The 24472-nt window shown below is 59.4% G+C and carries 19 protein-coding genes, 1 tRNA gene and 1 pseudogene; 8 read left to right on the top strand and 13 right to left on the bottom strand.

Annotation, left to right across the window (positions count from 1 at the left end):
* Positions 1–429: hypothetical protein (locus tag PZA18_RS17035; RefSeq protein WP_284102071.1), on the top strand; the 429-nt coding region annotated here is incomplete at its 5' end.
* A 349-nt stretch (positions 430–778) separates the two neighbouring features.
* Here the strand turns inward: PZA18_RS17035 and PZA18_RS17030 are convergent.
* Positions 779–868: transfer RNA gene (locus PZA18_RS17030), tRNA-Ser, on the bottom strand.
* 96 nt (positions 869–964) lie between these two features.
* Here PZA18_RS17030 and PZA18_RS17025 point away from each other — a divergent pair.
* Positions 965–2047, top strand: coding sequence for an AraC family transcriptional regulator (locus PZA18_RS17025; protein WP_308447413.1), 1083 nt, complete (start codon positions 965–967; stop codon positions 2045–2047).
* Between the two features lie 74 nt (positions 2048–2121).
* On the opposite strand, the gene PZA18_RS17020 is transcribed toward PZA18_RS17025, so the two are convergent.
* Together PZA18_RS17020 and PZA18_RS17015 are read right to left on the bottom strand one after the other, a co-directional pair.
* Positions 2122–2478 carry a hypothetical protein gene (locus PZA18_RS17020; RefSeq protein WP_284102069.1) on the bottom strand — a complete coding sequence of 119 codons (357 nt, stop codon included), beginning with the start codon at positions 2476–2478 and terminating at the stop codon, positions 2122–2124.
* Between the two features lie 149 nt (positions 2479–2627).
* Positions 2628–2724 (bottom strand): annotated as a pseudogene (locus PZA18_RS17015) (prepilin-type N-terminal cleavage/methylation domain-containing protein); the annotation flags it as partial.
* Positions 2725–3438: 714 nt separating this feature from the next.
* On the opposite strand from PZA18_RS17015, the gene PZA18_RS17010 reads away from it, so the two are divergent.
* On the top strand, positions 3439–4776 hold the full coding sequence (locus PZA18_RS17010; RefSeq protein WP_284102068.1) for an NAD(P)-binding domain-containing protein: 1338 nt from the start codon (positions 3439–3441) through the stop codon (positions 4774–4776).
* Between the two features lie 40 nt (positions 4777–4816).
* Positions 4817–5899: a flavin-containing monooxygenase gene (locus PZA18_RS17005; protein WP_284102067.1), complete on the top strand. Its 1083-nt coding sequence runs from the start codon at positions 4817–4819 to the stop codon at positions 5897–5899.
* A 180-nt stretch (positions 5900–6079) separates the two neighbouring features.
* Here PZA18_RS17005 and PZA18_RS17000 read toward each other — a convergent pair whose 3' ends face one another.
* The 3 genes from PZA18_RS17000 to PZA18_RS16990 all read right to left on the bottom strand — a co-directional run bounded on the left by PZA18_RS17000 (position 6080) and on the right by PZA18_RS16990 (position 10723).
* Positions 6080–7258 carry an alanine racemase gene (locus tag PZA18_RS17000; protein ID WP_284102066.1) on the bottom strand — a complete coding sequence of 393 codons (1179 nt, stop codon included), beginning with the start codon at positions 7256–7258 and terminating at the stop codon, positions 6080–6082.
* Positions 7259–7364: 106 nt separating this feature from the next.
* Entirely contained in the window at positions 7365–9332 is a 1968-nt protein-coding gene (locus PZA18_RS16995) for an aldehyde dehydrogenase family protein (protein WP_284102065.1), read from the bottom strand.
* Positions 9329–10723: a GMC family oxidoreductase N-terminal domain-containing protein gene (locus PZA18_RS16990; protein ID WP_284102064.1), complete on the bottom strand. Its 1395-nt coding sequence runs from the start codon at positions 10721–10723 to the stop codon at positions 9329–9331. Before PZA18_RS16990 ends, PZA18_RS16995 begins: the two co-directional genes overlap by 4 nt.
* A 328-nt stretch (positions 10724–11051) precedes the next feature.
* Between PZA18_RS16990 and PZA18_RS16985 the strand changes: the two genes are divergently transcribed.
* The gene (locus PZA18_RS16985; protein WP_284102063.1) at positions 11052–13079 is read left to right on the top strand and encodes a neutral/alkaline ceramidase; all 2028 of its coding nucleotides are present in this window, start codon (positions 11052–11054) and stop codon (positions 13077–13079) included.
* A gap of 137 nt (positions 13080–13216) precedes the next feature.
* On the top strand, positions 13217–14632 hold the full coding sequence (locus PZA18_RS16980) for an OmpP1/FadL family transporter (protein ID WP_284102062.1): 1416 nt from the start codon (positions 13217–13219) through the stop codon (positions 14630–14632).
* Between the two features lie 120 nt (positions 14633–14752).
* Here PZA18_RS16980 and PZA18_RS16975 read toward each other — a convergent pair whose 3' ends face one another.
* The 5 genes from PZA18_RS16975 to PZA18_RS16955 all read right to left on the bottom strand — a co-directional run bounded on the left by PZA18_RS16975 (position 14753) and on the right by PZA18_RS16955 (position 20290).
* Positions 14753–16225 carry a DEAD/DEAH box helicase gene (locus PZA18_RS16975; RefSeq protein WP_284102061.1) on the bottom strand — a complete coding sequence of 491 codons (1473 nt, stop codon included), beginning with the start codon at positions 16223–16225 and terminating at the stop codon, positions 14753–14755.
* A gap of 531 nt (positions 16226–16756) precedes the next feature.
* Positions 16757–18055 carry a permease gene (locus PZA18_RS16970; protein WP_284102060.1) on the bottom strand — a complete coding sequence of 433 codons (1299 nt, stop codon included), beginning with the start codon at positions 18053–18055 and terminating at the stop codon, positions 16757–16759.
* A 24-nt stretch (positions 18056–18079) separates the two neighbouring features.
* The gene (locus PZA18_RS16965; RefSeq protein WP_284102059.1) at positions 18080–18307 is read right to left on the bottom strand and encodes a DUF2249 domain-containing protein; all 228 of its coding nucleotides are present in this window, start codon (positions 18305–18307) and stop codon (positions 18080–18082) included.
* Positions 18308–18314: 7 nt separating this feature from the next.
* Positions 18315–18767: a hemerythrin domain-containing protein gene (locus tag PZA18_RS16960; protein ID WP_284102058.1), complete on the bottom strand. Its 453-nt coding sequence runs from the start codon at positions 18765–18767 to the stop codon at positions 18315–18317.
* A gap of 83 nt (positions 18768–18850) precedes the next feature.
* A complete protein-coding gene (locus PZA18_RS16955) occupies positions 18851–20290 on the bottom strand; it encodes an amidohydrolase family protein (RefSeq protein ID WP_284102057.1) in 1440 nt (479 codons plus the stop codon).
* Between the two features lie 254 nt (positions 20291–20544).
* On the opposite strand from PZA18_RS16955, the gene PZA18_RS16950 reads away from it, so the two are divergent.
* The gene (locus tag PZA18_RS16950; RefSeq protein ID WP_284102056.1) at positions 20545–20691 is read left to right on the top strand and encodes a hypothetical protein; all 147 of its coding nucleotides are present in this window, start codon (positions 20545–20547) and stop codon (positions 20689–20691) included.
* 110 nt (positions 20692–20801) lie between these two features.
* The gene (locus PZA18_RS16945; RefSeq protein WP_284102055.1) at positions 20802–20945 is read left to right on the top strand and encodes a hypothetical protein; all 144 of its coding nucleotides are present in this window, start codon (positions 20802–20804) and stop codon (positions 20943–20945) included.
* Positions 20946–21058: 113 nt separating this feature from the next.
* Here the strand turns inward: PZA18_RS16945 and PZA18_RS16940 are convergent, their stop codons facing one another.
* Both PZA18_RS16940 and PZA18_RS16935 read right to left on the bottom strand, forming a co-directional pair.
* A complete protein-coding gene (locus tag PZA18_RS16940) occupies positions 21059–22651 on the bottom strand; it encodes an RCC1 domain-containing protein (protein ID WP_284102054.1) in 1593 nt (530 codons plus the stop codon).
* A gap of 279 nt (positions 22652–22930) precedes the next feature.
* On the bottom strand, positions 22931–24373 hold the full coding sequence (locus PZA18_RS16935) for a delta-60 repeat domain-containing protein (protein WP_284102053.1): 1443 nt from the start codon (positions 24371–24373) through the stop codon (positions 22931–22933).
* Positions 24374–24472: the final 99 nt, after the last annotated feature.

The raw sequence follows: 24472 nt of genomic DNA, 5'->3' as shown, positions 1-24472 counted from the left end.
AAGTTCGCTGACGGCAGCAGTCTGGACGCCAGCGCCCTGCAGGCCAAGGCCCCGGCCAATGTAGTGATGGCGGAGGACACGACCCGCGAAGCCGACATCGACAGCGTGACTGGCCTGCCGGTTCCGCTGCGGCCGACCCCCAAGACCCCGCAGAGGGGAGCGATGGGGGACAACAATGGCAACGAGGCCGATATCGACAGCATCGGTACCAATGAAGCCGATATCGACCACCTGCCGGGTCTGGGCCAGCCGGTCGATCCGACACCGCGAACCGGGCCAGCCGGTGCGGATTGGGCGACACGGCAAACCCATCTGCTGATCGACGCGATGGCGAGCTTCGAAGCCGACAGCTCAGCCAGCCTCAGCCACAACCCGTGGGATCGTGGTCATTACGACGCGATTGTGCTGGCAGGACATGGCGGGCACTAAGCTGACCCGTCGCCCCCAGGGCTGCCTGAAGCAGGGCTAACCCACCCGCAGTAAAACACAACCCCGGCGCAGTCATGGCCGGGGTTGTGTTTCATTGCGGGGCTCAAGGAGAAAGTATTGCCGAGATGATAATTGGGATTGCACGCCAGTCAGGCAGGGATTGCATCTGAGGCAGCGCCCCTTCCCTGAAGCCGGAAAAGATCAAGATCGCCAGAGATTCTGCCTGAAGGTCAGGCGTGCCGGCTGGGAGGAAGCAAGCGTAATCCCAATAATTTCGCAAGTTGAATTGGTTGTTGCTGAATTTTTACAAGAAAAAAGCCGCTGAAAAATCAGCGGCTTTTTTATATCTTGGCGGAAGCGGTGAGATTCGAACTCACGGAGCCCGTGAAGACTCGTCGGTTTTCAAGACCGGTGCATTAAACCACTCTGCCACGCTTCCTGATTTTGGTCGAAGGACTTCAACCAAAGAGCCGCGCATTATGCCTATAAAGATCGGAACTGGCAAGGGGCTTGCCACTGCAGGGACTGGTGCGGGATGGTGGCTGGGTGCATCCGTGAGATAATTCTGGCCTGGCGCATTCTTATCAAATCTTCCTCGAAGAAAGCGATCTTAACGCCGATGACACCACGCGTTGTAACGTCTTATCTGCAAACCTTGCTGGATGCAGCGATTCGTTGCGGGCTTGACTCGCAGGTTTTGCTGTCTGAGGTGGGGCTTGACCGAACTCCACCTGAATCGGTTCCTGTGCCCGTGTACCTCGCTTTGTTTGAATTGGCAGGTCGGATGAGTGCACATCCCGCCTTTGGTTTGGCGGTTGGCGCGGAAGTCAAGCCGACGACCTACGGCGTCAACGGCATTTTGCTGCTGGCTTGTCGAGACCTAGGCGCCGCCCTCGAGTCGGTTTTGAAGTTTGAGTGTCTGGTACATGATCTGGGACGTTCCCAGTTGGTGCGCGATGGCCATCAGTATGTCTATCGGTGGCGTAACGACTGGTCTGCACACCCTGCAGCGGCAGATGTGGCTGTGAGTGTCTTCGCTGGAATCAAGGTATGTGCGGATTGGTTGGCGGGCAAGCCGGTACCCGCTGAACGAGTGTGCTTTGCCCATAAGGCACCGCACAATGTTGGGGATTATCAGCGGCTATTGGCTGCGCCTGTTGAATTTGGCGCTGGGGAAAATCGGATTGAGTTCTCAGCAGAGGTGCTGGCCTGGCCGATACCGCAAGCGAACGCAGGGTTGTATCCCATGCTGCTGCAGCATGCAGAAACCTTGGTCGCACGATTGCGGCCGGAAGAAAGTGATGTGGTGGTAAGGGTAAGGCAGGCGATTTTGCGTCGTTTGGGTTCAGGAGCCCCTCAGCTTGCTGATGTGGCTATTGATCTGGGGACATCGGCACGTACGCTACAACGACGGTTACAGGAATCTGGTCAACCATTCCAGCGCTTACTGGAAGATACCCGCCACGAGTTAGCCCGGCACTATCTTGAACAGACCGGATTGCCGGTGGCGGAAATTGGCCTGATTCTGGGGTACCAGGAGCCTTCAGCCTTCCATCATGCATTTCGTGGCTGGCAGGGCGAAAGCCCAGGCCAATATCGCCGTCGCCAGGTTCGCTAGTTTTGTCGGGCAATGAAAATGCCGCCAACCTTTCAGGCTGGCGGCATTGGGAGCGCCAAACGTACCTAGTTTGATTAGGCGGAGCAGCCGTCCTTGTCGGCACCTGGGGCGATCGGTGTTGGGGCTGCTTTGCTGCTGCCGGTGCAATCCTTGACGCCACCACCATTGCTGCTACCACCAAAAACGCGGGTACCCTTGAGGCTGGCCGCACTTACAGCAACGGCCGTTGCGTTGTCTGCAGCGTTCAGGCCAACGTTGTTCGACAGCTTCATCTTGAAGCCGGATACGACAAAGTTACCAGCTGTGGCACTGAAGCTGAAATCAGCGCCTTTGGCGTCAGCCGCTGCCGAGCCTGCGGCATTGGCAGTACCGGCGGCCATACCCAGTGCAATAACGCCACCCAGAACGACAACTTTTGCATTCTTGTTCATCTTGATTTCCTTGAATCTAAAATAAAGTTTGCTGATTTTGTAATTAAAAATACAAAGCTGATATTAGCTGGATGTATTGGATGCGGCGGTTGTCAGGAAATTGCGCGCATCGGATTGAGCGGCTTTATCCTGGCCCTTTTTCTGATATTCGCTAAATTGTGGAATGGCGATTGCTGCCAGAATACCGATAATGGCAACAACGATCATGAGTTCAATAAGGGTAAAACCTTTTTGCAGCTTTTTCATTTAAAAATCCTTTTTAAACAGTAAGTTGTCTTGCTAGGTTGCTTCGATTTCAGTGAGGTGCATTCTATATTTGTTTTTATTTTTATGTCAAACAATTTTTATCTTTTCGATTTTGATGCTTTATTGAAGTGCTGGCTTTTATTTTTCCGAAGAAATGAATCGCACCTTGCTGCAAATTGACCTTGCAAAGGCGAATCGACCCAAATATTAAAATAGGCGCAATGTGACTATTTAGATTGCTGGGGAATGCTGCTAATTAAAAGCTGGGTAAAGAGCACTTCAATGAAGACGCATAAAACCTGAATCCTGACTGCCTGACATTTCAACGGGAATCTACATAGCAAAGACAATGCCAGCCTGTATGGGTAGAGGGCTGAAGTCCGGATTTTTATGACTTTTTTCCGTAGATGCCTGAGTAGGGGTCAGCAGCGGTGTGTAGCGATGGTTAAAGCTACCTGTCATTTGCCTGACAAATTTGGGCACATATTGCCTAGTGGTTACCCGCTATGCGTCAGTTGCAAGGCCGCTCAAGAGGGAAGTGCTGCCGCCTGTCTGCAATGACTGAGGAAGTCAGCCTGTGCTTGCAAGTTATTTCTATATTTTTGGAAATATATTGATCTTGGCTAAAATTGCAACTATTCTAGATTTATCGAAATGATCGCGGTCGGCGCCAATCGCGGCGTGACCGGTTGCTCATTCATCAGGAGAGTCAACATGCACAGCAAACTCATACAGCAATACGGGGTTGCCGTTCTTGGGGCAGGCCCGATCGGGCTTGCGGCGGCGGCGCAGCTGCGGGCAAGAGGTATTCGGCCAACGATTTTTGAAGCCGGTGAGACGGTAGGGCAGAGTTTTCGTGAGGTGGCGCATGTTCAGCTGTTTTCGCCGTGGCGTTACAACATGGATGGCAGTGCCCGCGCTTTGCTGGAGCAGAAGGGGTGGCAGGCGCCTGAGCTGGAAGCGCTGCCAACAGCAGGTGAACTGTTGCGAGATTATCTGAGCCCTCTGGGCGCCGCGCTGGCGGCGGACTTGCAGCTGAACAGCCGGGTTCTGGCCGTGTCGCGACTGAATATGGACAAGATCAAGAGTGGGGAGCGCGAACAGACGCCGTTTTTGATTCGAGTGCAGAGGGCGGGAGAGATCAAGACATTTCTTGCGGGGGCGGTCATCGACGCCACGGGAACCTGGGCTCAGCCGAATCCTCTGGGGGCGAACGGCCTGCCTGCGGTGGGGGAGGTCGATCTGGCGGCACGGATTTTTTATGGAATACCCGATGTGGCAGGCAGACATCGACCGCGCTATGCCGGCAAGACGGTGCTGGTGGTGGGGGCGGGACATTCCGCTGCAGGGGCTTTGCTGGGATTGGCAGACTTGGCAGCGACAGCGCCCCGGACGCAACTGCACTGGGCTACCCGTGGCGACAATCTGCGCCGGGTGTTGGGCGGTGGCGATGCAGATCAGCTACCGGCGCGGGGCGCATTGGGCCAGCGCTTGCAGCAGTTGATGACGTCGCAGCGTCTGCGCCTGCACTCGTCTTTCCGGATTCAGTCGATAGAGGCCGCGCCTGATGGGCTGCGTGTGCTGGCGGACACGCCGGAGGGGGCCGCCGAGTTGCGTGGCATCGACGAAATCATTTGCGCTACGGGCTCCCGGCCGGATCTGGCGTTAACGCGGGAATTGCGGGTTCGGCTGGATGCCTGGCTGGAGAGTGCAGAAGTGCTGGCACCGTTGATTGACCCGAACCTGCATAGCTGTGGCACGGTGCGTCCGCATGGACATCGTGAGCTGACTCATCCCGAGCCAGGGTTTTATATCGTCGGAGCAAAGAGCTACGGACGGGCCCCAAACTTTTTAATGGCGACGGGTTATGAGCAGGTGAGGTCGATTGCTGCGGCGCTGGCTGGCGATATGGAGGCGGCCGATGCGGTACAGCTGGTATTGCCTGAAACCGGCGTGTGTTCGGCGCGGCCGGTAGTTGGCACGGGGAGCGCCTGCTGTGTCAAAGATGCGCAGGCGCGATCGGTGGGCAAGGCGGGGTGCGGTTGCTCATAGCAAAGCCACCGAGCCTAGCAAGATAAAGGAGATACCACTCATGCATTCATTGGATGTCATTGTGATCGGTGCCGGTCAGGCGGGCTTGGCTGCCGGCTACCATCTGCAACAGGCTGGGCTGCGTTTTGTCGTGCTGGAGGCCGGAGAGCGGCCCAGCGGCGCATGGCGCCATTACTACGACAACCTGAAGTTGTTTTCGCCAGCACGATACTCCGCACTGCCCGGACTGGCGTTTCCGGGTGACCCCGACCATTACCCGGATCGTGATGAGGTGGTGACGTATCTGGAAAGTTATGCCAGGCATTTTGAATTACCGATCGCACCTGGGCGTCGGGTCGAGCAGTTGCGCGCGCACGAGCAGGGCTATCTGCTGCGCTGTGCGGATGGCAGCGAATGGCAGTCAGCAGCAGTGATTGTGGCGTCGGGCGCGTTTGGTACGCCTTATATTCCGCGTCTCGAAGGTTTGACGCAGTTCAGGGGACAGCAGCTGCACAGTGCTGATTACCGCAGACCAGAGGCTTTCGCCGGCAAGCGGGTGGTGGTGGTTGGCGGGGCGAATTCGGGCGTGCAGATTGCCCGTGAGCTTGCAGCGGTGGCGGAGGTGACGCTGGTCAGCCGTCGGCCGTTACGCTTTTTTCCGCAACAGATCTTTGGCAAGGATTTTCACTTCTGGGTCAGTGCCAGTGGTCTGGAACGTACCCGCTGGCTGAGCGATCAGAGCACGCCGGTGCTGGATGATGGTCGCTATCAGCAGGCGATCAATGCAGGCAATCCGCCCCGGCGACCCATGTTTCAGGCAGTGACCGAGAATGGCGTCATCTGGGCGGATGGCCGGCACGAGGCGGTGGATGTGCTGTTGTTTGCAACCGGCTTCCGGCCGAATGTGTCCTACCTCGCGGGTCTGGATCTATTCGAAGCCGATGGCCAGCTGCGGCAACGCTGTGGTGTGGCGCGTGGCCAGTCCGGTCTTTACTTTGTTGGCTTGCCTCGCCAGCGCAACTTTGCCTCCGCAACGCTGCGTGGTGTCGGGCCCGATGCTGCTTATGTGGTGAACCACCTGATGGCCACACGGGCCAGAGCGGCGCGTACAGCGGCCTGCTGCGGCCGACTGCGTCTGGCCTAGCAGCCTGTCGGACTTTCGATGCGCGGGCGGAATTCACGGGTTGAACAGCCCATTTTTGCTGGTTTTTTCGTTGCATAGGCTCACTATGCGCCTCAAAAACCAGCAAAGCGGGTCTCGTTCTCCCGCATTTCCGCCTTCGCGCCCGAAAGTCCCACAGGCTGCTAGTCGCTATTGCGATGCTTAAAAAAAGCGCCAACCCCGGCCGCGATAGGTGGTGGCTTTGCCCTGAACCTGTTCACCACTGACCAGCAGTACCTCATCGAAGCGGTCGAGATATTCGCCGGATTTGGCCGGGCGGAACAGGATCGGCGAACCCAAAGCGGGTAGCTCGGTGCCGAACAGGGGGGTTTGTACCTCGCCGGCAGCCTCGTTGTGATTGAAAGCCAATCCCTCAGGCCAGACCGGGCTGGGCAGTTTGAGTGTCGCGGCAGCGCCCGAGGCAATATAGCCGCCACCCTGGCAGGTGATGCTGTCGGCCTGGCTGGCCCGGCAGGCTTCCAGGGCAAAGAAGGCAGCCGGTTGATGCTGAAAGTGGCGGTAATAGTCGAACAGGGTAGGGGTGTAGAGGCCGGAGCCGGCGCCGATCTCGGTAATGCTGGCGTCAGCCGCGGTGGATTCCAGGCTGCCGGTGCCGCCACCATTCACGAAGCGCAGGGCGGCGCCGGCGGCCCGCAGCGCGGCCACGATCGCCTGCCGTCTGGCGGCAACCTTTGGTGTGGCCCATTGTTTGAGCAGACGCACGATCTGGTTCTCGGCCAATTTGCCGGGCACCGCATCGCCCACGCCGGCAATCTGTGCTTCATAGCCCATCACGCCTACCAGCTGCAGTCGCGGAAAACGGTTCAGCTGCTGATAGAGCCGCAGGGTCTTTTCAACATCGTTGAGCGGTGAGCGGTAAACGCCAAAACGCAACCCTGGCAGATCAAAACTCATATCCAGATCGAAAGCGACTTCCAGGCGGGTATCGAGCCGTTCGGCGGCCTGACTCAGCGCCTGCAGATGGGCATCACAGTCGGCCATTGGCACGATCTGCCGACCGGCCTTGACGGCAGCGGCCAACGCTTCCAGTGCGGCGGGCTGACAGGTCGGGTAGGCGACAACGATGTCATCAAAACCCAGATTCGCCAGTTGGATCGCCTCCGGCACACTGAAACAGAGCAGGCCCTGCCAGCTACGGTTCGCATCAAGCGCCCGTCGCATCAGGGCAGGAACGCGAATCGACTTGCTGGCCAGCCGGATCGGTTTGCCGCCAGCGCGTGCCGCCATTGCGGCCAGATTGTGATCGAAGGCATCAAGGTCGAGGACGGCACACGGGAAGGGCTGGTCGGCGATGGCGTTGCAAAGCTGGGCGTAGCGCATGGTGTTTGATGGGCTGAAGGGCAGCCGGGCTGCCCGGATTTCAATGAAACGCCGGATTCCACCGGAAAGCGGCCCGGCGCGACCATAAACCTTACGTCAACAGAGCCTAGCCTTTGCGACCTTTGCGGCCCAGCTTGTTGGCCAGGCTTTCCAGTGGCAGCCCGGCCAGCGCAAATCGCACCAAGCCGCCGAGGCCGCGCATGCGGCTGGCGACGGTCATTTTGTCCATCGCTGCGTACTTGGCTTCGGTAAAGGGATACCAGTTCGCTTCGATCTTGCTGGAGTTGCCGTCGATCATCACGGCTTTGATATTGCAAAAGCCGCGCAGACCTTCCTCGCCCTTGAAGCGTCCGATGCCGCTCTGTTTTGCGCCGCCAAACGGCAGGCCATGATTGCCTTCGGTGATCATGTGGTTGTTGATCGACACATTGCCGACATGCAGCCGCCGGGCTACCCGCTGCGCACGGGCGATGTCGCCACTCCAAACGCAGGCCGACAGGCCGTAAATCGTGCGATTCGCCAGCGATACGGCGTGGTCATCCCCCTCGAACGGCATCAGTGGCAGGAAGGGGCCAAAGCTTTCTTCCTCCATGACCAGCATGCTGTGGTCCACCTGCGTCAGGACGATGGGTGGGATTTGCGGGCTTTGCCGGTCCCAGCTGTGGCCGGTCAGTTGTCTGGCGCCCTTGGCGAGGGCATCTTCCAGCTGGTGGCGGATGATGGCGACCTGCGCCGCCGTCGTCATCTGGCCGATGTCGTCATCCCGGCCGGTGCCCAGCTGCAGCGCTTGTACCTTTTCCACCAGTTTGACGGTAAAGCTGTCAAATACACTTCGCTCTATATAGAGACGTTCAATCGACGTGCAGCTCTGGCCGGTGTTGGTGAGCGCCCCCCACATGGCGCCAGCCACGGCACGATCAAGATTGGCGTCAGCAAACAGGATCATTGCATCCTTGCCGCCAAGCTCCAGCTCGACCGGCACCAGCAGTTCGGCAGCTTGCGCCATGACTTTCTTGCCTGTGGCGATGCTACCGGTAAAGAACACCTTGTCCGGACGTTGTGCGAGGCAGTGGGCACCGGCTTTGCCGTCGCCGTAGACCACCTGTGCCCAGTCCCTGGCAAAGCCGGCTTCCTGCAGGATCGACTCGATCAGTCCCGTCAGTGGGGTGAACTCGGAGGGCTTGTGGATGACAGCGTTGCCTGCGGCAAAGGCAATGCTGATGGGGACAATCGCTTGGTAGAACGGGTAATTCCACGGCGCAATGACCAGGATGGTACCCAGCGGCTCATACCAGACCCGTGATTTCTTGCCGAGCATGGCCAGCGGGGTGGCCACCTTGCGGTCGGACAGCAGCTTGCGGGCGTTTTTGCGCAGGTATTCCAGATTGTCGAGGGTGGCGAAGATCTCGCCCAGCAGCGCATCGGTGGCGCACTTGCCGGTTTCCTGTGAGACGCGGGCGATGATTTCGTCCCGGCGGCGCAGAATCACCTCCCCCAGTCGATCAAGGACCGCCAGCCGCTGTTCAATGATGAGTGCGGCGATGGTGACTTGGGCGCTGTGGGCGCGCTGGAAGGCGTCTTCGACCGTTGCAGCCGTCGGTGAAAGATCGGGTGCCGCATCGCGGACCAGTTGGTTCATGGCAGGTTCTCCGGAGATAGATGAACGGATAGCGGCATCCCAGCCAATGGCAGCGCGCACGCGTGGGCCACCGGAGCCGGCAAAACCGTAGTAGAGGCTGTAGGCCACGCCGGCAGCGCCGAGGCGGGCCATGCGCAGATCTTTGGCCCAAGGCCCGAGCCGGTCGGCCTGATCGAGCAGATTGACCAGACTGGCCAGCAGTGGCTGCGGCAGGCGGGCGGCAAGGGTCAGCAGCAGGCGGAAGTCAGCCAGATCGCGCGGGTGCATGGCCGTGGCGAGGCGGTCGATGCCTTCGGCGGCGCCGCTGGCGGAAAAGGCAGGCATCAGCTCATCGCCAGGGCAGTAGAAGTCACCGAGTCGATTCAGGCCCTTCAACTGCTGCGGCGTGAAAAGGCGGCTGACAGGAGAGGGGAAGGTTTCGAGATCGCGCTTCATCGGGCGTCCTCCAGAATATGGGCGGCCGCTTTGCGTGCCAGCGCCATGATGGTGAGCGACGGGTTGATGCCGGGTGCGCTGGGAAAGACACTGGCATCGGCAGCGTAGACGCGGCGGCTGCCAAATAGCCGGAAATTGCCCTCGACGCACCCTTCTTCCGGGCGACGTGCCAGTCGCAAGCCGCCCATCAGGTGCAAGCCAATGCCGAAACGGCCGCTGTGGATCTGTTCTGCCCCGGTGGAGCGGAAGATGCGCTCGACTGCCGCGTAGCCGGCTTTGGCCCGTTGCCGGTCTTCGCTATTGAGTTCCTTATTGATCTGCAGGCGACCTTGCCCACTCAGGTGCAGGCTGCCGGGATGGCTGTCACGCACGGCGACTTCGATGCAGGCGAAATGGCGCATCAGCGCCATCTGCCGCTGGTGGCCCAGCCCCAGGCCCGGCAGCATCAATGCGGTGCCGATCGGTGGGGCAAACACGTTTTCGAGCTTGAAGCCTTGCTGGCGAAAGCCGGCGTCGTCCGACTTATAAGACTGGAACGGCCCACGCTGGGCATCGACCGGTTCGCGATAGCGGGCGAAATACATGAATTGCGGGTGGCAGTAAAAACCCTGTCCCAACGCTGGCAGGCGGTCTTGCCAGCCTGACTTCAATAAAAGGGCGTTGCTGCCCAGTGTTCCTGCAGCCAGGATCAGGCTGTTGCAACGGAAGCTGACCGGGCGACCATCCGCCAGACGGGCATGCACTTCGCTGAAGCCAGCCTGCTCGGCAATGGCCTCGACCTCGCACTCCGTCAGCAGCTTTGCGCCGGCCTTGAGCGCCCGCTGCAGCGAGGTCAGCGGCGTGGCCTGTTTGCTGTCAAGCCGGCAGCCATACAGGCATTCGATGCAGTCATTGCCTTCTTCGTGCCGACAACCCGACTGACCCCGCTGCAGCGGTTTGCATTGGAACCCGCAGTTCTCAAAGCCCTGCTTGAAGATCCTGGCATTGCGGTTGGCGTGTTCCACCGGCACCTGCTGGATGCTGACGGATGCCTTGGCTTCGGCATACAGCGGCGCCATACCTGCAGTCGAAAACCAGGTGATGCCAGTGCGCTCGCGCCAGTCATCCAGGGCGATGTCATCGAATTCGTCCAGCAGGGCCTGATTGACGATGGAGCCACCTCCCACCACTCTTGCCCGCAACAGTGCCAGTGTTGCGCTGGTATTCAGTTCCATGCCGCCATTCCAGAAAAGCTGGGCGTTGCCATCCAGCTCGCCGCGCGGGTAGTCCTGCCGGGAGCGATAGCGGCCAGCTTCGATAATCAGGCAACGCATGCCGGCCGCCGTCAGCGCGGCGGCGACATTTGACCCTCCTACCCCTGCGCCAATCACGATGGCGTCGTAGTCCTGCATGTTTTTCTCCGATTCCGACTGATTACGGCGTGCAGCGTTGCTTGAAGCTGCTTGTGGTCCTGCTTGTGCCGCCGGGTGGTACCAACGGTCCGGCTGATGGGCAAGTGCATGTAATGAAACGGGAATGCGCAGTGCTGCCAGTACCGGCTCGTCAATTTCAATAACAATGTTATTACATAAAACCAATTTTGTCGCAAACGATAAGTCTTGATGCAATGCAACAAACTTGACCTTGCAAAAACTAAGCATTACAAAGCTCTACACGCGCTATTTGAATTGCAAGGCGCACTAAAAAACATCGTTACAAAACGATACAAAGGAGATCGACATGAAGCTATCACGCAAGCGTGCAGACGGGCACGGCAGGCTGTTCAGGCTGGCAGCGGTTGGGCTGGCGGTGGCGGTCACGGCAGGGCAGGCCGCCTGGGCTGACTATCTGGTAGGTCGTGGCAAGGCCGATATCACGGGTGAGGCGGCCGAAGTGGGCATGATGGGCTACGCCAAGCTTGAGCAGAAAACTGCCGGTATTCATATGCGGCAATGGGCCCGTGCTTTTGTGGTGCAGGATGTGCAAAGCGGCAAGCGGCTGGTGTTCGTCAACAACGATCTGGGCATGGTGTTCCAAGGCGTGCATCAGGCGGTGCTTAACCGGCTGCAGGCGCGTTTTGGCAGCCGTTACACCCGCGAGAACGTGCTGCTGGCCGCCACCCACACTCACAGCGGACCTGGCGGTTTCTCGCATTACGCCCTCTACAACATGACCACCTGGGGCTATAACAGCCGGACTTACAACGCCATTGTCGATGGCATCGTCGAAGCGATTGTGGCGGCCGATGCCGACCTCAAACCCGGTGAGATCAAGGTGGCGCGAGGTGAACTGCTCGACGCCAATGCCAACCGTTCGCTGCCGGCCTATGAGCGTAACCCGGCCGACGAACGTGGTCGCTGGGGCCGCCATGTAGATCCGACCATGACGGTGCTGCGCTTTGCACAGAATGGCCGCGATGTCGGCATGATTTCGTGGTTCGCCACGCATGGCGTGTCGATGCGCAATACCAATCCGCTGATTTCACCCGACAACAAAGGCTATGCCGAGCAATTCGTCGAAAAGCAGGTGTTTGGACGGTTGGGGCAAAATGACTTTGTTGCCGCTTTTGCCCAGAGCAACGCCGGGGATATGACACCGAATCTGTGGCTCAACGGCAGTGGGCCGACAGCTGATGAATTTGAAAACACGCGCCAGATTGGCGAGCGGCAGGCGCTGAAGGCGCTCAACCTGTTCCAGTCTGCCAGTGAGTCGGTAGCGGGACCGGTGGATTACCGCCAGCAATATGTCGATATGTCACGGGTAACGGTGCGGCCGGAATTTGCGTATGGCACCAGCCACAGTACCTGCCCGGCCGCGCTCGGACGGGCATTCGCAGCCGGGACTGAAGATGGCCGGGGCGAGGGTGGGTTCAATGAAGGCGACCTTACCAGCAACCCGTTTCTTGCCCAGCTGGGCTCGGTGCTGTTTGCCGCCCCTCAGTGGGTGAAGGACTGCCAGGCACCCAAGCCCATCCTGCTGCCGACGGGCCTGCAGAAGCCCTTCCCCTGGACGCCCGAAGTATTGCCGGTGTCGATTGCCCGCATCGGCCAGCTGGCTATCGTTGCGGGGCCGGGGGAGTTCACCATCATGTCGGGGCGGCGCATCCGCGAAACCGTGGCTGCCGCGCTGAATATTCCCATCGCAAACGTGATATTTGCCGGTTACACCAATGCCTATGCTGGCTACATAACCACGCCTGAAGAGTACGATGCCCAGCATTATGAAGGGGGATCGACCCACTTTGGCCGCTACACGCTACCGGCCTACCGCCAGCTCTTCAACGATCTGGCAGTGGCCTTGCGCGAGGGCAAGCCGGTAGAGGCGGGTCCGACCCCGCGTGATCTATCCAGCAACCAAATGAGCCTGCAGACCGGTGTGGTGCTGGACAATACCCCGATCTTCAAGCGTTTTGGTCAGGTCGAGCGGGATGCGGCGGCCAGCTACCGTCGAGGCGATACTGCTGAAGCGTGGTTCTGGACAGGGCACCCCAAGAACAACCTGCGGCGGGGCGGCACCTTCCTGTCGGTGGAACGGTGGGACGGCGCAACCTGGCGGCGTGTGGCAGCAGATGATGACTGGTCCACTATCTATCGCTGGGTGCGGATCGACCCGGTATGGGGGACCTCGCAAGCTCGCATCAGCTGGCGTATTCCGGTTGAAGCCACACCAGGGCAGTACCGCATTGTCCACTTCGGTGATTACAAGAATGGCTGGAATGGCCAGATCTACGGTTTCACCGGCACAAGCCGTACCTTCAGCGTGAACTGATCGTCTTGCCGGCAACCGCAACACAAGCGGTTGCCGGCCCTCTGCCTGCCCTGCAAGGGGAGACTGACCGCAGCTGGTTTGGATGCCGGAGCCTGCTGCGGTGAGTGGCTGTCAATCAAACAATGAGAGGAGACATCATGTTCAAGCCCACCCCGCTGGTTGCCGTACTGGCCACCGCATTTGCTTCACTGGCACATGCCGGTGGTTTTGCCCTTGATGAACAGGGCGCAGCTGGCATGGGTAACGCCTATGCCGGCATTGCTGCCGCAGTGGATGATGCCAGTGCGGTGCTGCATAACCCGGCCGCACTGACGCGACTCAAGTCGATGCAGGTGAATGGCGGCGTCAATATCGTCGGTCAACAAGCCAAATTCAAAGCCAGCGGCAGCCAGACCTGGCTGGTGGACAGGGCTAGTGGTCGCGTCGGCACCACCAGTCTGCCGACCGGAACGCCGACCGGCGAGGTCCGGAATGTCGGCGGCGGTGGCGACGATGCCAGTCAGGCCGGCGCCGTACCGGCCGCCTACTTCGCCATGCCGATCAATGATCGGCTGGCCTTCGGGGTGGGTCTGCATGTGCCGTTTGGCACGGAAACCAAGTTCGATGCCAACTGGGCCGGCCGCTACACCGCCATCGACACCAAGATGGCAGCGCTGACAATCAGCCCGGCTGTGGCATGGAAAGCCAGCGAACAGGTTTCGCTGGGAATGAGTTTGAACGCAACCTATCTGGATGCTGAGGTCACCAAGGCACTCGACTTCCGTTACGAAGCCAGCATTGCCGAGCTGGCGATGGGTTCGGCGGTGCCGGTCCTCGATGGCAAGGCGACGCTCAAGGGGGATGGCTGGGGCTGGGGGGCGACGCTGGCGGCCTTGTTCCAGCTCGATGGCGGGGCGCGCATCGGTGCGACCTTCCGCACCGCTGCAACGCCAGAGGCCAAGGGAGACTATCGCGTCGAGATTCCGGGTCTGTATACCCAGATCGCCGCTGGCCTGGGCCAGAAGCTGGAGTCGGAAGTGCAGTCAGCCAAGGCTGACGTCAAACTGCCGTGGCGCTTCTCGCTGGCGGCCGATGTGCCGTTGAACAATACCTGGTCGCTGCAGGCCGATCTCACCCGTACAGGCTGGAGCCGCTTCGATGAGTTGCGGGCTAAAGTCAACAACACGCCAGATCAGGTGCAGACCCAGAACTGGCGCGATACCACCCGTCTGGGCTTGGGAGCGAGCTGGAAGCAGAGCGATGCCCTGACCTGGCGCTTTGGTCTTGCCTATGACCAGACCCCGGTGCGCTCCGCTGAATGGCGCCACCCAGGAACGCCGGATAGCGACCGCTTCTGGCTGGCTGCCGGGGCTGGCTGGAAGCCGAATAAGGATGGCCAGCTGGATGTTGCTTTCAGCTATGGCGTGATGAAAGACGGGGATGTGAATTACACCGACACCGCGTATAACCGCGCAGACTACCCCTTCTTTGCGGCCGAGCAGAAGTTCCGCGTCCAAGGCTCATTCGACCTGGCCATGTGGGGGGTGGGTGTGCAGTATCGTCAGTTATTCTGAGCGGCGACAGCGCCAAAGGTCTGGCGGGTTTGAGATGTCCGAAGTGTCTGGCCAGCAGTAAAAAAGGGAACGCCTTGGCGTTCCCTTTTTCATGCACTGACCGCAGCCAGTAATCTGGCATCAGGAAGGTTTATGGCGCGATGAGCCACCCAGCAAGGCGGCAGCGGGAGGCTGCTTCAGGCGATGCGCTGGCCGAGGGTCGGTTGCTGTTGCACCTTGCGCTGGGCGGCCATGTGGCTTTCCGGGCTGATTGGGTTTGCGCGGAGGATTGGGATTGCCCCCCTTCGGGCCTGCCGGGCGCTGTTCCGGCTGACGGCCACCGGCCGACTGCCCAGCCTGCCGGGGTGGTCGGTTACCCCGTGGGGCATGGTTGCGTGGCGGGCGGTCGTTGATCGGGTCGCCGGCAGCCGGTTTGGCGGTGGGTACAAAACCCGGCAGGGGCAGCTCTTCAATCTTGCGTTTGATCAGCTTCTCGATGCCGCGCAGCAGTTTGACTTCCTCGTCATCGACCAGGGAAACAGCTGCCCCGCTGGCGCCTGCGCGGCCAGTCCGGCCAATCCGGTGTACGTAGTCTTCCGGCACATTCGGCAGCTCGAAGTTCACGACCTGTGGCAGTTCGTCGATATCGAGGCCACGAGCGGCAATATCGGTGGCAACCAGCACCGGCAGGCTGCCATCCTTGAACTGGGACAAGGCTTTGGTGCGAGCAGACTGGCTTTTGTTACCGTGGATCGCCGCTGCGCCGATACCGTTCTTCTCAAGATACTCGGCCAGTTTGTTGGCGCCGTGCTTGGTCCGGGTGAATACCAGCACCTGAGGCCACTCGTGAGTTTTGATCAGATGCGACAGGGCTTCACGCTTGTGAGGCTGAGCCACGCGATGCACGGCCTGCGTCACCATCTCCGAAGCGGTGTTGCGGCGGGCGACCTCAATACAGCGCGGGTTATCGAGCAGCCGATCGGCCAGCGCACGGATCTCGTCAGAGAATGTGGCAGAGAACAGGAGGTTCTGGCGTTTGGCTGGCAGCAATGCCAATACCTTGCGGATGTCGTGAATGAAGCCCATGTCGAGCATGCGATCGGCTTCGTCCAATACCAGGATCTCGACGGCAGACAGATCAACCGTCTTCTGGCCGGCATGGTCGAGCAGACGGCCCGGTGTGGCGACAAGGATGTCCACCTTGCGGCGCAGGGCGTCGATCTGCGGGTTGATGCCGACACCACCGAAAATCACCAGGGACTTCAGTGGCAGATATTTGCCGTAAGTCTGTACCGACTCCTCGACCTGCGCCGCCAGCTCGCGGGTCGGTGTCAGTACCAGACAGCGTGGTGCCCCCGCTCGCTGGTTGGCGGGTTTGTGGCCCTGCAGCATGTGCAAGACCGGCAGGGTGAAACCGGCAGTCTTGCCTGTGCCGGTTTGTGCGGCGGCCAGCAGGTCTCCCCCGGCAATCACCTGAGGGATGGCTTGCGCCTGAATCGGGGTCGGGGTGGTGTAGCCGGCATCTGCGATGGCTCGCAGGATAGGCTCGGCCAGGCCAAGGTTGGAAAAGGTAGGGCTTGCCGCATCAGTGGCGGCGGGGTTCAACACAGACATGAATACTCCGGCGACGGCCTGTCGGCAGTTATGCACGACACCAATCGAGGCGGGCGGGAAAAGCGGCTGGTGGAGTCGATGGACTCGATCAGGCACAGGTATATAAAAAGGCCGGTACGCCGATTGGCAGGGCGCACGGAAGGCGGGCATTGTAGGCCAATTGCCTAATCCGCCCAAGCAGAATCGACATTGGCCGGTGGATCTGCGCTGGTTGACAGGGTTTTTGACACGTTACGCGCCTGATCGGTATGCCTGATGTCAGACACCAGCGCCTCTAGGCTCTGTTGACGTTTTGTTTCCGGTCGCGCCAGGCCGAGTTTTGGGGCAGGGCTAGGCAGGGTAAGCGTGGTTTAGCGGGCTAAATAAGCGAACCCTAACAACGCCATGCCCCAAAAATCGGCCCGGCCCTTCGGGTTTCGCCGGATTTGGGACTGCTGCTGCGTTAAAAATCGCGTGGCTTATCACTAAGCGGCGCGCTTTTCGCCTTGCATCAGGCCCAAATCCGACGAAACGCGATCCGGAAATAAAACGTCAACAGAGCCTTGATGGCAAGCCATCCTGGTGCAATGCCAGGGCGATGCGCTGCCTTGTTACGGTATAGAGCCGGGTGGCGATGATCAGGTTGCGCAGTAGCCAGCCTTGCGACACACAGAGCGCCATGCCGCCAAGCCAGGAACAGACCGGGATGCCGCAAGCGGCAGCCATCAATAAGACCAGTGCTATCCAGTGGCTGTGCAGCTGTTGTTGCATGGCGGGCTCGGCCAGAATCTGTCGCATGTTCGGAATGGCATAGCGACGTTGGGCAGCTCGCTGCAGGTGCAGCCAGGCCAGAAACGGCACGATTTTGTAGAGCATGCCGCTGATCACCGACAAGCCGAAACCCGCCATTAATACCGTACCGAGCAACACCGGCAGTGCAGGATGTTGCAGGCCGGCCAGTTCGGCAATGCCCAGGCCAACGGTTGTCAGCAGACTGAGCATGGCCATCGACCAGAAACGGGTGGTGACATCCTGTGGTCGGCGGCTTTGCCTTTGCAGACGGTAGGTCATGCCAGCGAGGGCAATCAGGGCGGCGGCCAGCAGCAGATGACTGATCAGGCCCAGCCACGGTGCTTGCAGAATCATCGCCACCGTCAGCAGGCACAGCGCGCATTGCAGGGCCGGTGCCCAGAAACGCTCGAACCGTGGCGGGTATGGGGGGGTTAGCTGGAACATTGGCACCACCCGGAATGCGACGGCGCCCACCAGTCCAATCAACCAGCCGCCCAAGCCCCAGGCGGCGTGCAGGTGCAAGGTGGCTTGCAGCGGAATGGAGAGGCCCCAGCCGAGCAAAGCGCCAAGGCTGCCGCCGAGCAGGACGGTTGCAAGCAGTGACAGCAAGGCCCAGCGGATGGCCTTGCCTGAAGCATCCGCGTGAGGGGCCCGCATCAAGGCGTACAGGGTGAGGCCGACAAAGCCGAGCAGGACAGGCACCAGGATGCCTACTGCCGCCTGCAAGCTGGATGGAGAACCGAACCAGAAGCCGCCGGCCAGTATCAGCGCTCCGGCTGTCAAACCGAGATGGGTGAGCCATGCAAAGCGCTTGGGCTGTGGCAGGCTGCACCCCGCCAGCACGGGCAGGATCTGAATCAGCGCTCCCAGCATGACCTGCCCAAGACAGCCAAGCGTAAACAGATGGGTGAGGGCCAGGGCTTGTGGCGTCCAGCGTGAGGACAGGGCGAGGTCGCCAGCCAGCAGCAAACCCAGGCCGGCGAGCATGCCGAAAATCGGCGCCGTCAGGAAAAAGCGCAGCGGTGCTGAAAAGGGGGGCGCTGCATCATAGGACAGCATGCGTGTTCCTTGACTCAACGGCGCCTAGCGCTGGCTTGGCAGGCGGCGGATGGTGATCTGGAACGAGCCTTCTGCCTCCTGCTGGTATTGGTAGTCGTAGCCCGCATCGCGCAGCAGATCGAACAGCGGATAAGGAAGCCGGTGAATCAGCAGAAGCAGGCTGTCTTCCGGACCCAATGCGGGCAGGGCGGTCAGGGTTTGTTCGAGCGGCTCCGGGCACTCCAGCCAGCGGGCGTCCAGCACGGTTTGCATGGGAGGCTCAGGCCGACTGTACGGCGAGTTGCTGCTGTACGAGGTCAAGCAATGCACCTGTCTCGGCATGCAAGGCCCGGTCCATCATCGGGTACAGCATGTTTTCTTCCTTGAGATTGTGCTGCTGCATGTAAACCAGCAGGGTGTCGGCATGGCCGAGGAAGTCATCGAGCGATTCGCTGGCGGCAGCGTGCCGCAAACTGAAGACGATGTCGCGCATCGCCGCATGTTCGGCGCGCATGACGGCAGTAGGGCCCTGCGTCATGCCCGTGAGGGTTTCAAAGCGCGGGAACAGGATGTCTTCTTCCGCCAGAAAGTGTTGGCTGAGCGCCTGCTCGAACTGCCCGGACAGTTTGCGGCATAGCTGCCAGTCTCCGTGGCGCGCGGCTGTTTCAGCGGCAACGAATTGATCGTCGCAGGCTTTGTGGTCGCAGGTCATGCTGTAGCTGATGGTGTTCACATGGGCTCCGGCGGATCAGTAAAGCCCACACTATAGAAGGCGGGCCGCTACGCCAGCCTTGATGGCCATCAAGCCCGGCCGACTCACTGCAGGCCAATCTTGCCCTGATACGCCGCCAGAATCTTTGCGCGGTCATAAGCGACGCCAGCCTTCATCGTCCAAACCAATTGCTGCAGTGCTTTCGGATCTTTGCTCAGGCTGCCCTTGAACAACACCATGTCCGCCCGCTTGCCAGGGGCAATGCTGCCGATTTCATCCGCCCGACCCAGATAGGTGGCGCCATTGAGCGAGGCAATCCTCACCACTTGCGGCAGGCTGAAGCCAGCTTCCTGCAGCAACTCCAGCTGGCGCAGGCTTGAGTAGCCAGGGATGACACCGCCGTAGCCCGTCGGATCGGAGCCTGCCATCAGCAGCCCGCCAGCGTCATGAAACCGCTTCTCCCAGGCCATGCCCTTGGGTAGCAGCTGGGACCACAGATTGTCAGGCTGATTGGCCAGGGCGTTCCAGCGAATGAGGTACTGCTGGCGTAATTCCGGGATCAGCAAATCCAGCGCGCCTTTGGGAGCCTGCGGCCGACCACTGGCAAACGATTCAAAGACGCCAAGCGTCGAAGTCAGCGCCACCTTGCGCCGCACCAGTTTGAGGATGGTGGCGCCAATCTGGCTACTGTCGAGGCTTTGGGTATTCAGCATGCGCAGCGTGCCGTCACCGCTGGGGCACTGATCGGATACTTTGTCCGGTGCGACATCGGTCATGGCAAAGAAGCCGTGCTCGATATTGTCGATGCCGAGGTCGATGGCCTCGTGATAACCAACGGCGCATAAGTGCCCGGTGACTTTCTTGCCATGCTTGTGTGCTTCTTCGACGATGGCCCGCAGCTGCGGGCGGGTCAGATGCATATAGGCTTTGAAGGAATCTGCGCCGGCGGCAGACCAATACGCCACCATCTCCCTGGCTTGCTCGGGCGTTGCCAGACGGGACATCTGCATCACGAATGGCGTGTTGCCATTCAGAAAAGGCGCCGAGACCTCGATATCCGGCCCGATCGCCTCGCCACTGGCAATATCCTGCTTCAGGTTGATGTCGGCATAGGGGCTGATGCTACCTGCCGTGCGAATGGTGGTTGCCCCGCCAGCCAGATACAGCTTGGGAAAGGAATCGAACATGGCGCCGTAAGCACCATTGGCGGTTGGGTAGAAGATGTGCTCATGCATCAGCACCAGGCCGGGCGTCAGGCTATGGCCGCTCAGATCCTTGATCGGAGTGTCGGGCGGCACGGCGAGTTCTCCGGTTTTACCGACGGCCTCAATCCGGCCATTCCGGATCAGGATGGTCATATCGGCTTGCACCGCATTGCCGCTACCGTCGATCAGCTCAACGTGGGTCAGCGCCACGGCGGGGAACTGGAAGGTGATGAATTCCTCCTTCTTTGCAGCGATTCCCACTAAGGGCGCAGTCAGCAGGCTGAGGCAGACCAGCCTTTGCAACAGACGAGGACGCAGGATCGAGACGATGGCAATCATGGCGACAAGAGGCTGAAGAAAGCGGCAAAGATAGGGGAGGCCGGATGCGCTGTCGAGAGGGGCGGGGCGGCAAGAATGTATTTTGCGCTGCGGAGAATAATAGTTGGTTTTGTAATGATGATTTTGATTTTATTGATTATTTTTATTGCTGCGATGCGACGTTGGAATTTGAAATAAATAAGTTGAATTACGATATAGTTTATGTCGCGCAAGCAAGTTGTAAGCGCTTTTCGTTTATTTATTGAGGTTGAAACATGATTGAATTAAAAGAAGATGAATTGGAATTGGTATCCGGCGGTGATGCGGCGGCAACTCGGCAGCCAGGCCAGAATAGCTGGGGAGAGAACAGCGAAGATCCGCTGGAAGATCTGATCTGGTATCTATCCCGGCTCTATCCGTAACAAACTTTAGACAGGATGCTTGAATTTGTCAGGCAGTCCGGGCAGTATGATCATCGTGCGAAAGAGATTGGGCTGACGCACCTTTAAATACGATCAAAATGGAGAAAAAGATGATTGAACTGAAAGAAGATGAATTGGAGTTGGTATCCGGCGGCGATGCTGCGGCAACACGTCAACCTGGCCAGAACAGCTGGGGCGAGTGGAGCTCAGACCCTATCGGCGATATGTGCGATTACTACTCCCGCTTGCCCTGATGCCGTAGCGGCTGGGTAATTGGCCGTCGAAGTGGTTGGCGGACCGAGGTAAAAAGGCCACCTGTTCAGGTGGCCTTTGTGCAGGGGCAGACCCGGCGCCGCAGGGTGGCCAGTTATGGATTGATGATGGTGTAGAGCGTGGCGTAGGTCTGCGATGCCAGCATTTCTGCGAAGGCATTCGGGGCACGGCCATAGCCTGCATACAGCGTCACTCCCGACAACTGGCTGATGTCGTAACCGCTGAGGATGGGGACATTGCCACCCGCAGTCAGGGATTGAATGGTTTGGACCGCAACGGCATGGGCGGGATCGAGATCCCACTTCACCCATTGAGCACCATCAAACAGATAAAAGTCGCCCCCAAGGATTTGCGGCAGTTGGGCGGCAACATACAGCGAGCCGGTCAGACCTTTATCGCTGGCCTTGAATTTGAAATCCGCCGAAAGCCCCAGAAGGTTGCCAACCCGCGAGGCAGCGGGGGCAATGCTGAAGCTGTTGTTGCCCGTACTCCAGCCCACCGGGGTGGGGGCAAAGTCGATGGCCTTGCCGGTATCGGTGCCCAGCCAGTTATTACGATTGTCGCCCCAGCATTTGAGCCGGTGCTCGGCATCAACCGAGCAGCTGTGGTAGGTACCGAGCGAGAGGGAAGTCACCCCGCTTTGCAGGCCCGCCACCTTGAATGGCGCCGGGCGCAGGATGCTTTCGTAGTTATCCCCCAGTGATCCGAAAAAGCCCAGACCCCAGCATTTGACAGCCCCGTTGCGATCCAGACTGCAAGCATGCATATGGCCCACGCTGATGGCCTGGATGCCGCTATCCAGCCCGAGCACCTGCACCGGCATATTGCTGATCTTGGATTGACCATCGCCCAGGATGTCGATCCGGTTATCGCCCCAGCATTTGACAGCCCCCGCCTTCGTCAACCCACAGCTCATGATGCCGCCAGCGCTGACGGCAACCATATCACTGGTCAGGCCGCGCACGTCTACCGGGTAGGTGGCGTCGGGGGAGGTGGCTTCTCGGTTGTCACCAACTTGCAAGTTGCGTCCCCAGCACTTGATTCCGCCTTCCTGCGTGAGTGCGCAGGTGTGGGCTGCACCCGCCGAGACGGCCTTGACGGCCGTGCTGAGGCTGCTTATTTCAGTGGGCGTATCGGCGGTCAAGGGGACGCCTTTGACGTCGCCAAGGCCGAGCTGACCGCGATCATTATTGCCCCAGCATTTGATTTTTCCGGTCTTGGTCAAGGCACAGCTGTGGTTGTCGCCGAGCGCTATGGCAATGGCGTCTTCCAGATCTTTGACCGGTGTAGGCGTCGCCAGAAAGTGGCTGGTGCGATTGGCGGCGGTTGAGCCATCTCCCAGCTGGCTGCTGGCGTTCAGCCCCCAGCACTTGACGCTCCCGGTCTTTAGCACGGCGCAGGCGTGCAGGCCGCCGACGGCAATGTCGGCAACGCCGCTGCTGAGCCCTGGCACATCGACCTTGCCGCCGGCCTCACTCTGGCTGCCGTTGCCCAACTGGCCCTGCGAATTACTGCCCCAGCAATGCACGCCGCCTGCGGTATTCAGAGCACAGCTGAAGTGGTTGGGCGAGGTGGCGACTTTGACGATGCCGGTGAGCGGAGGCGCGGCTAAGGCGGGCAGATTTATACAAAGGCAGGCGGTAAGACTGATAATGATGACGCGCCACGGGGAGGTAGGCTGGGGCATGAAACGGTAACCTGAAAGAGGGTTGCTGACAGAAGATGGGATGATTTTACCCGATACACCACTACTTTCGGGTTTGAGACAGCCGACAGCCTGGCTCTGTTGCGTTTGCCTGTCGAGGTGGCCGGTGCGGCTGTAAACAGTGAGAAAAAGGGCTTCCTTGGGAAGGAAGCCCTTTCAATCCGTCTTGCAACAAGCAGGTGTGCAATAGGCGGGGTAGGGTGCGTTGCATGAGCAGGTCTACGGCATGCCTGCCATCAGGACACCCTGCATGCTGCACATTTACTCGGTTTCGTCTGCAGGCCCACCAATTGCATGTCCTGGGGCAAATTTATTATCCAGTGCGCCGCTGCTTTTTAGCCGGGCGACAAAGTCGCGCCTTGTCTCGTCGTATTTGGTAAACGCGCCGCCGATGAGGACCAAATTAGGACCTTGCGTGGCGATTGCTCGCACTAGGCCATTCGTACCGGGGTTTGTGGTAAAGCTGGTATCCAGTGAGCCATCCGTATTGATGCGGGCGATCCTGTGGCGGCCAACACCGTTATAGGTGGTGAAATTGCCACCGATCAGCACTTTGCCATCATCCTGAACCTCCAGGGAGTAGAGCTCCAAGTCGGTCCCAAAGCCTGTGTTAAAGCTGTTGTCCAGCGTGCCATTACTATTGAGCCGGGCCAGACGGCCGCTCCTTGCGCCGTTGTATTCCGTGAAGAACCCCCCGATAAGGACCTTCCCGTCATTTTGGGACCGGATGACGTTTACTTCGGAACTGGGACCATTGCGGGGATCGAAGCTGGTATCAAGCGTACCGTTGTTATGCAGACGGGCGATGTACTTGCGGTTTATCCGGTCGAAGACGGTGAAGTTCCCGCAAACGAGAATCTTGCCATCATTTTGTATTGCTAACGAGATGACATAACCCGCAGCGCCGTATCTGACATTGCCAATCCCAAAGCTGGTGTCCAGCGTGCCGTCGCTGTTGAGTCGAGCGACACGATTGCGTGGTACACCGTTGACATAAGTAAATTTGCCGCCGATGACAACTTTGCCGTCATTCTGTAAGGCCAAGGCCAATACTTCGCCGCCGGCGGCACCTTCGCCAGGATTGAAGCTGCTGTCCAGCGTACCGTCACTATGAATCCGGGCTATCCGGTTGCGGGTGATGCCGTTGTAGGCGGTGAAGCCGCCGCCGATCATGATTTTGCCGTCGCCCTGTATGGCGATGGCGACTACCGGATCATTGGCCGCCAGGCCTGGTGCAAAACTGCTATCCAGAGAGCCATCCGGGTTCAGGCGCGCAATATTGTTACGGCTTATTGCGGTGCGACCGTCGTGGTAAGAGGTGAACTCGCCCCCGACTATGACTTTGCCGTCACTCTGTACGGCCATTGCATAGACGGAGCCATTCAGGCCCCAGCTGGTCTGAACGGTCGGATTGGTTACATCCTGAGCATCGGCTGCGTGGCTGGGCATTATCCCTGCCAGCGAAACAATCAGCCACAGCAGACTGGATAACAAACCCGAAAACCGGGCCAGGGGCCGAACTCCGCTCAACCCTGTCGTAGCGGAGAGAAAGCGTGAAAGAAGCTGCATCAACGAATACTCCTTGGTAGTGGTGGACTGAATGGCGCGACAATCATTCGGCGGGATGAACCGGTATGAAAGATGGGGCTGAAGTATAAGGGTATTCAGCAATATCACGCTCCTGGGATGCGTTTGGTTTACCATAAACGCCCCTTGATGAGGGGCCCGGCTAGGCATCCTGTTGATTTGGTGGCAGTCATTTGAATACTGTCTGCTGGCAGATCAACACCTCACCTGGCTTGA

The sequence above is a fragment of the Parachitinimonas caeni genome (assembly GCF_030129945.1).
GTDB classification, from domain to species: domain Bacteria; phylum Pseudomonadota; class Gammaproteobacteria; order Burkholderiales; family Chitinimonadaceae; genus Parachitinimonas; species Parachitinimonas caeni.
The sequence above is the reverse complement of the archived record's forward strand: the minus strand, read 5'-3'. Positions and strand labels throughout refer to the sequence as shown.

Excerpts from the sequence above, each read along its gene's own strand:
- PZA18_RS17025 (WP_308447413.1), top strand. The coding sequence starts at position 965 with ATGGTGGCTGGGTGCATCCGTGAGATAATTCTGGCCTGGCGCATTCTT.
- PZA18_RS17020 (WP_284102069.1), bottom strand. The coding sequence starts at position 2,478 with ATGAACAAGAATGCAAAAGTTGTCGTTCTGGGTGGCGTTATTGCACTG.
- PZA18_RS17010 (WP_284102068.1), top strand. The coding sequence starts at position 3,439 with ATGCACAGCAAACTCATACAGCAATACGGGGTTGCCGTTCTTGGGGCA.
- PZA18_RS17005 (WP_284102067.1), top strand. The coding sequence starts at position 4,817 with ATGCATTCATTGGATGTCATTGTGATCGGTGCCGGTCAGGCGGGCTTG.
- PZA18_RS17000 (WP_284102066.1), bottom strand. The coding sequence starts at position 7,258 with ATGCGCTACGCCCAGCTTTGCAACGCCATCGCCGACCAGCCCTTCCCG.
- PZA18_RS16995 (WP_284102065.1), bottom strand. The coding sequence starts at position 9,332 with ATGAAGCGCGATCTCGAAACCTTCCCCTCTCCTGTCAGCCGCCTTTTC.
- PZA18_RS16990 (WP_284102064.1), bottom strand. The coding sequence starts at position 10,723 with ATGCAGGACTACGACGCCATCGTGATTGGCGCAGGGGTAGGAGGGTCA.
- PZA18_RS16985 (WP_284102063.1), top strand. The coding sequence starts at position 11,052 with ATGAAGCTATCACGCAAGCGTGCAGACGGGCACGGCAGGCTGTTCAGG.
- PZA18_RS16980 (WP_284102062.1), top strand. The coding sequence starts at position 13,217 with ATGTTCAAGCCCACCCCGCTGGTTGCCGTACTGGCCACCGCATTTGCT.
- PZA18_RS16975 (WP_284102061.1), bottom strand. The coding sequence starts at position 16,225 with ATGTCTGTGTTGAACCCCGCCGCCACTGATGCGGCAAGCCCTACCTTT.
- PZA18_RS16970 (WP_284102060.1), bottom strand. The coding sequence starts at position 18,055 with ATGCTGTCCTATGATGCAGCGCCCCCCTTTTCAGCACCGCTGCGCTTT.
- PZA18_RS16965 (WP_284102059.1), bottom strand. The coding sequence starts at position 18,307 with ATGCAAACCGTGCTGGACGCCCGCTGGCTGGAGTGCCCGGAGCCGCTC.
- PZA18_RS16955 (WP_284102057.1), bottom strand. The coding sequence starts at position 20,290 with ATGATTGCCATCGTCTCGATCCTGCGTCCTCGTCTGTTGCAAAGGCTG.
- PZA18_RS16950 (WP_284102056.1), top strand. The coding sequence starts at position 20,545 with ATGATTGAATTAAAAGAAGATGAATTGGAATTGGTATCCGGCGGTGAT.
- PZA18_RS16945 (WP_284102055.1), top strand. The coding sequence starts at position 20,802 with ATGATTGAACTGAAAGAAGATGAATTGGAGTTGGTATCCGGCGGCGAT.
- PZA18_RS16940 (WP_284102054.1), bottom strand. The coding sequence starts at position 22,651 with ATGCCCCAGCCTACCTCCCCGTGGCGCGTCATCATTATCAGTCTTACC.
- PZA18_RS16935 (WP_284102053.1), bottom strand. The coding sequence starts at position 24,373 with ATGGTAAACCAAACGCATCCCAGGAGCGTGATATTGCTGAATACCCTT.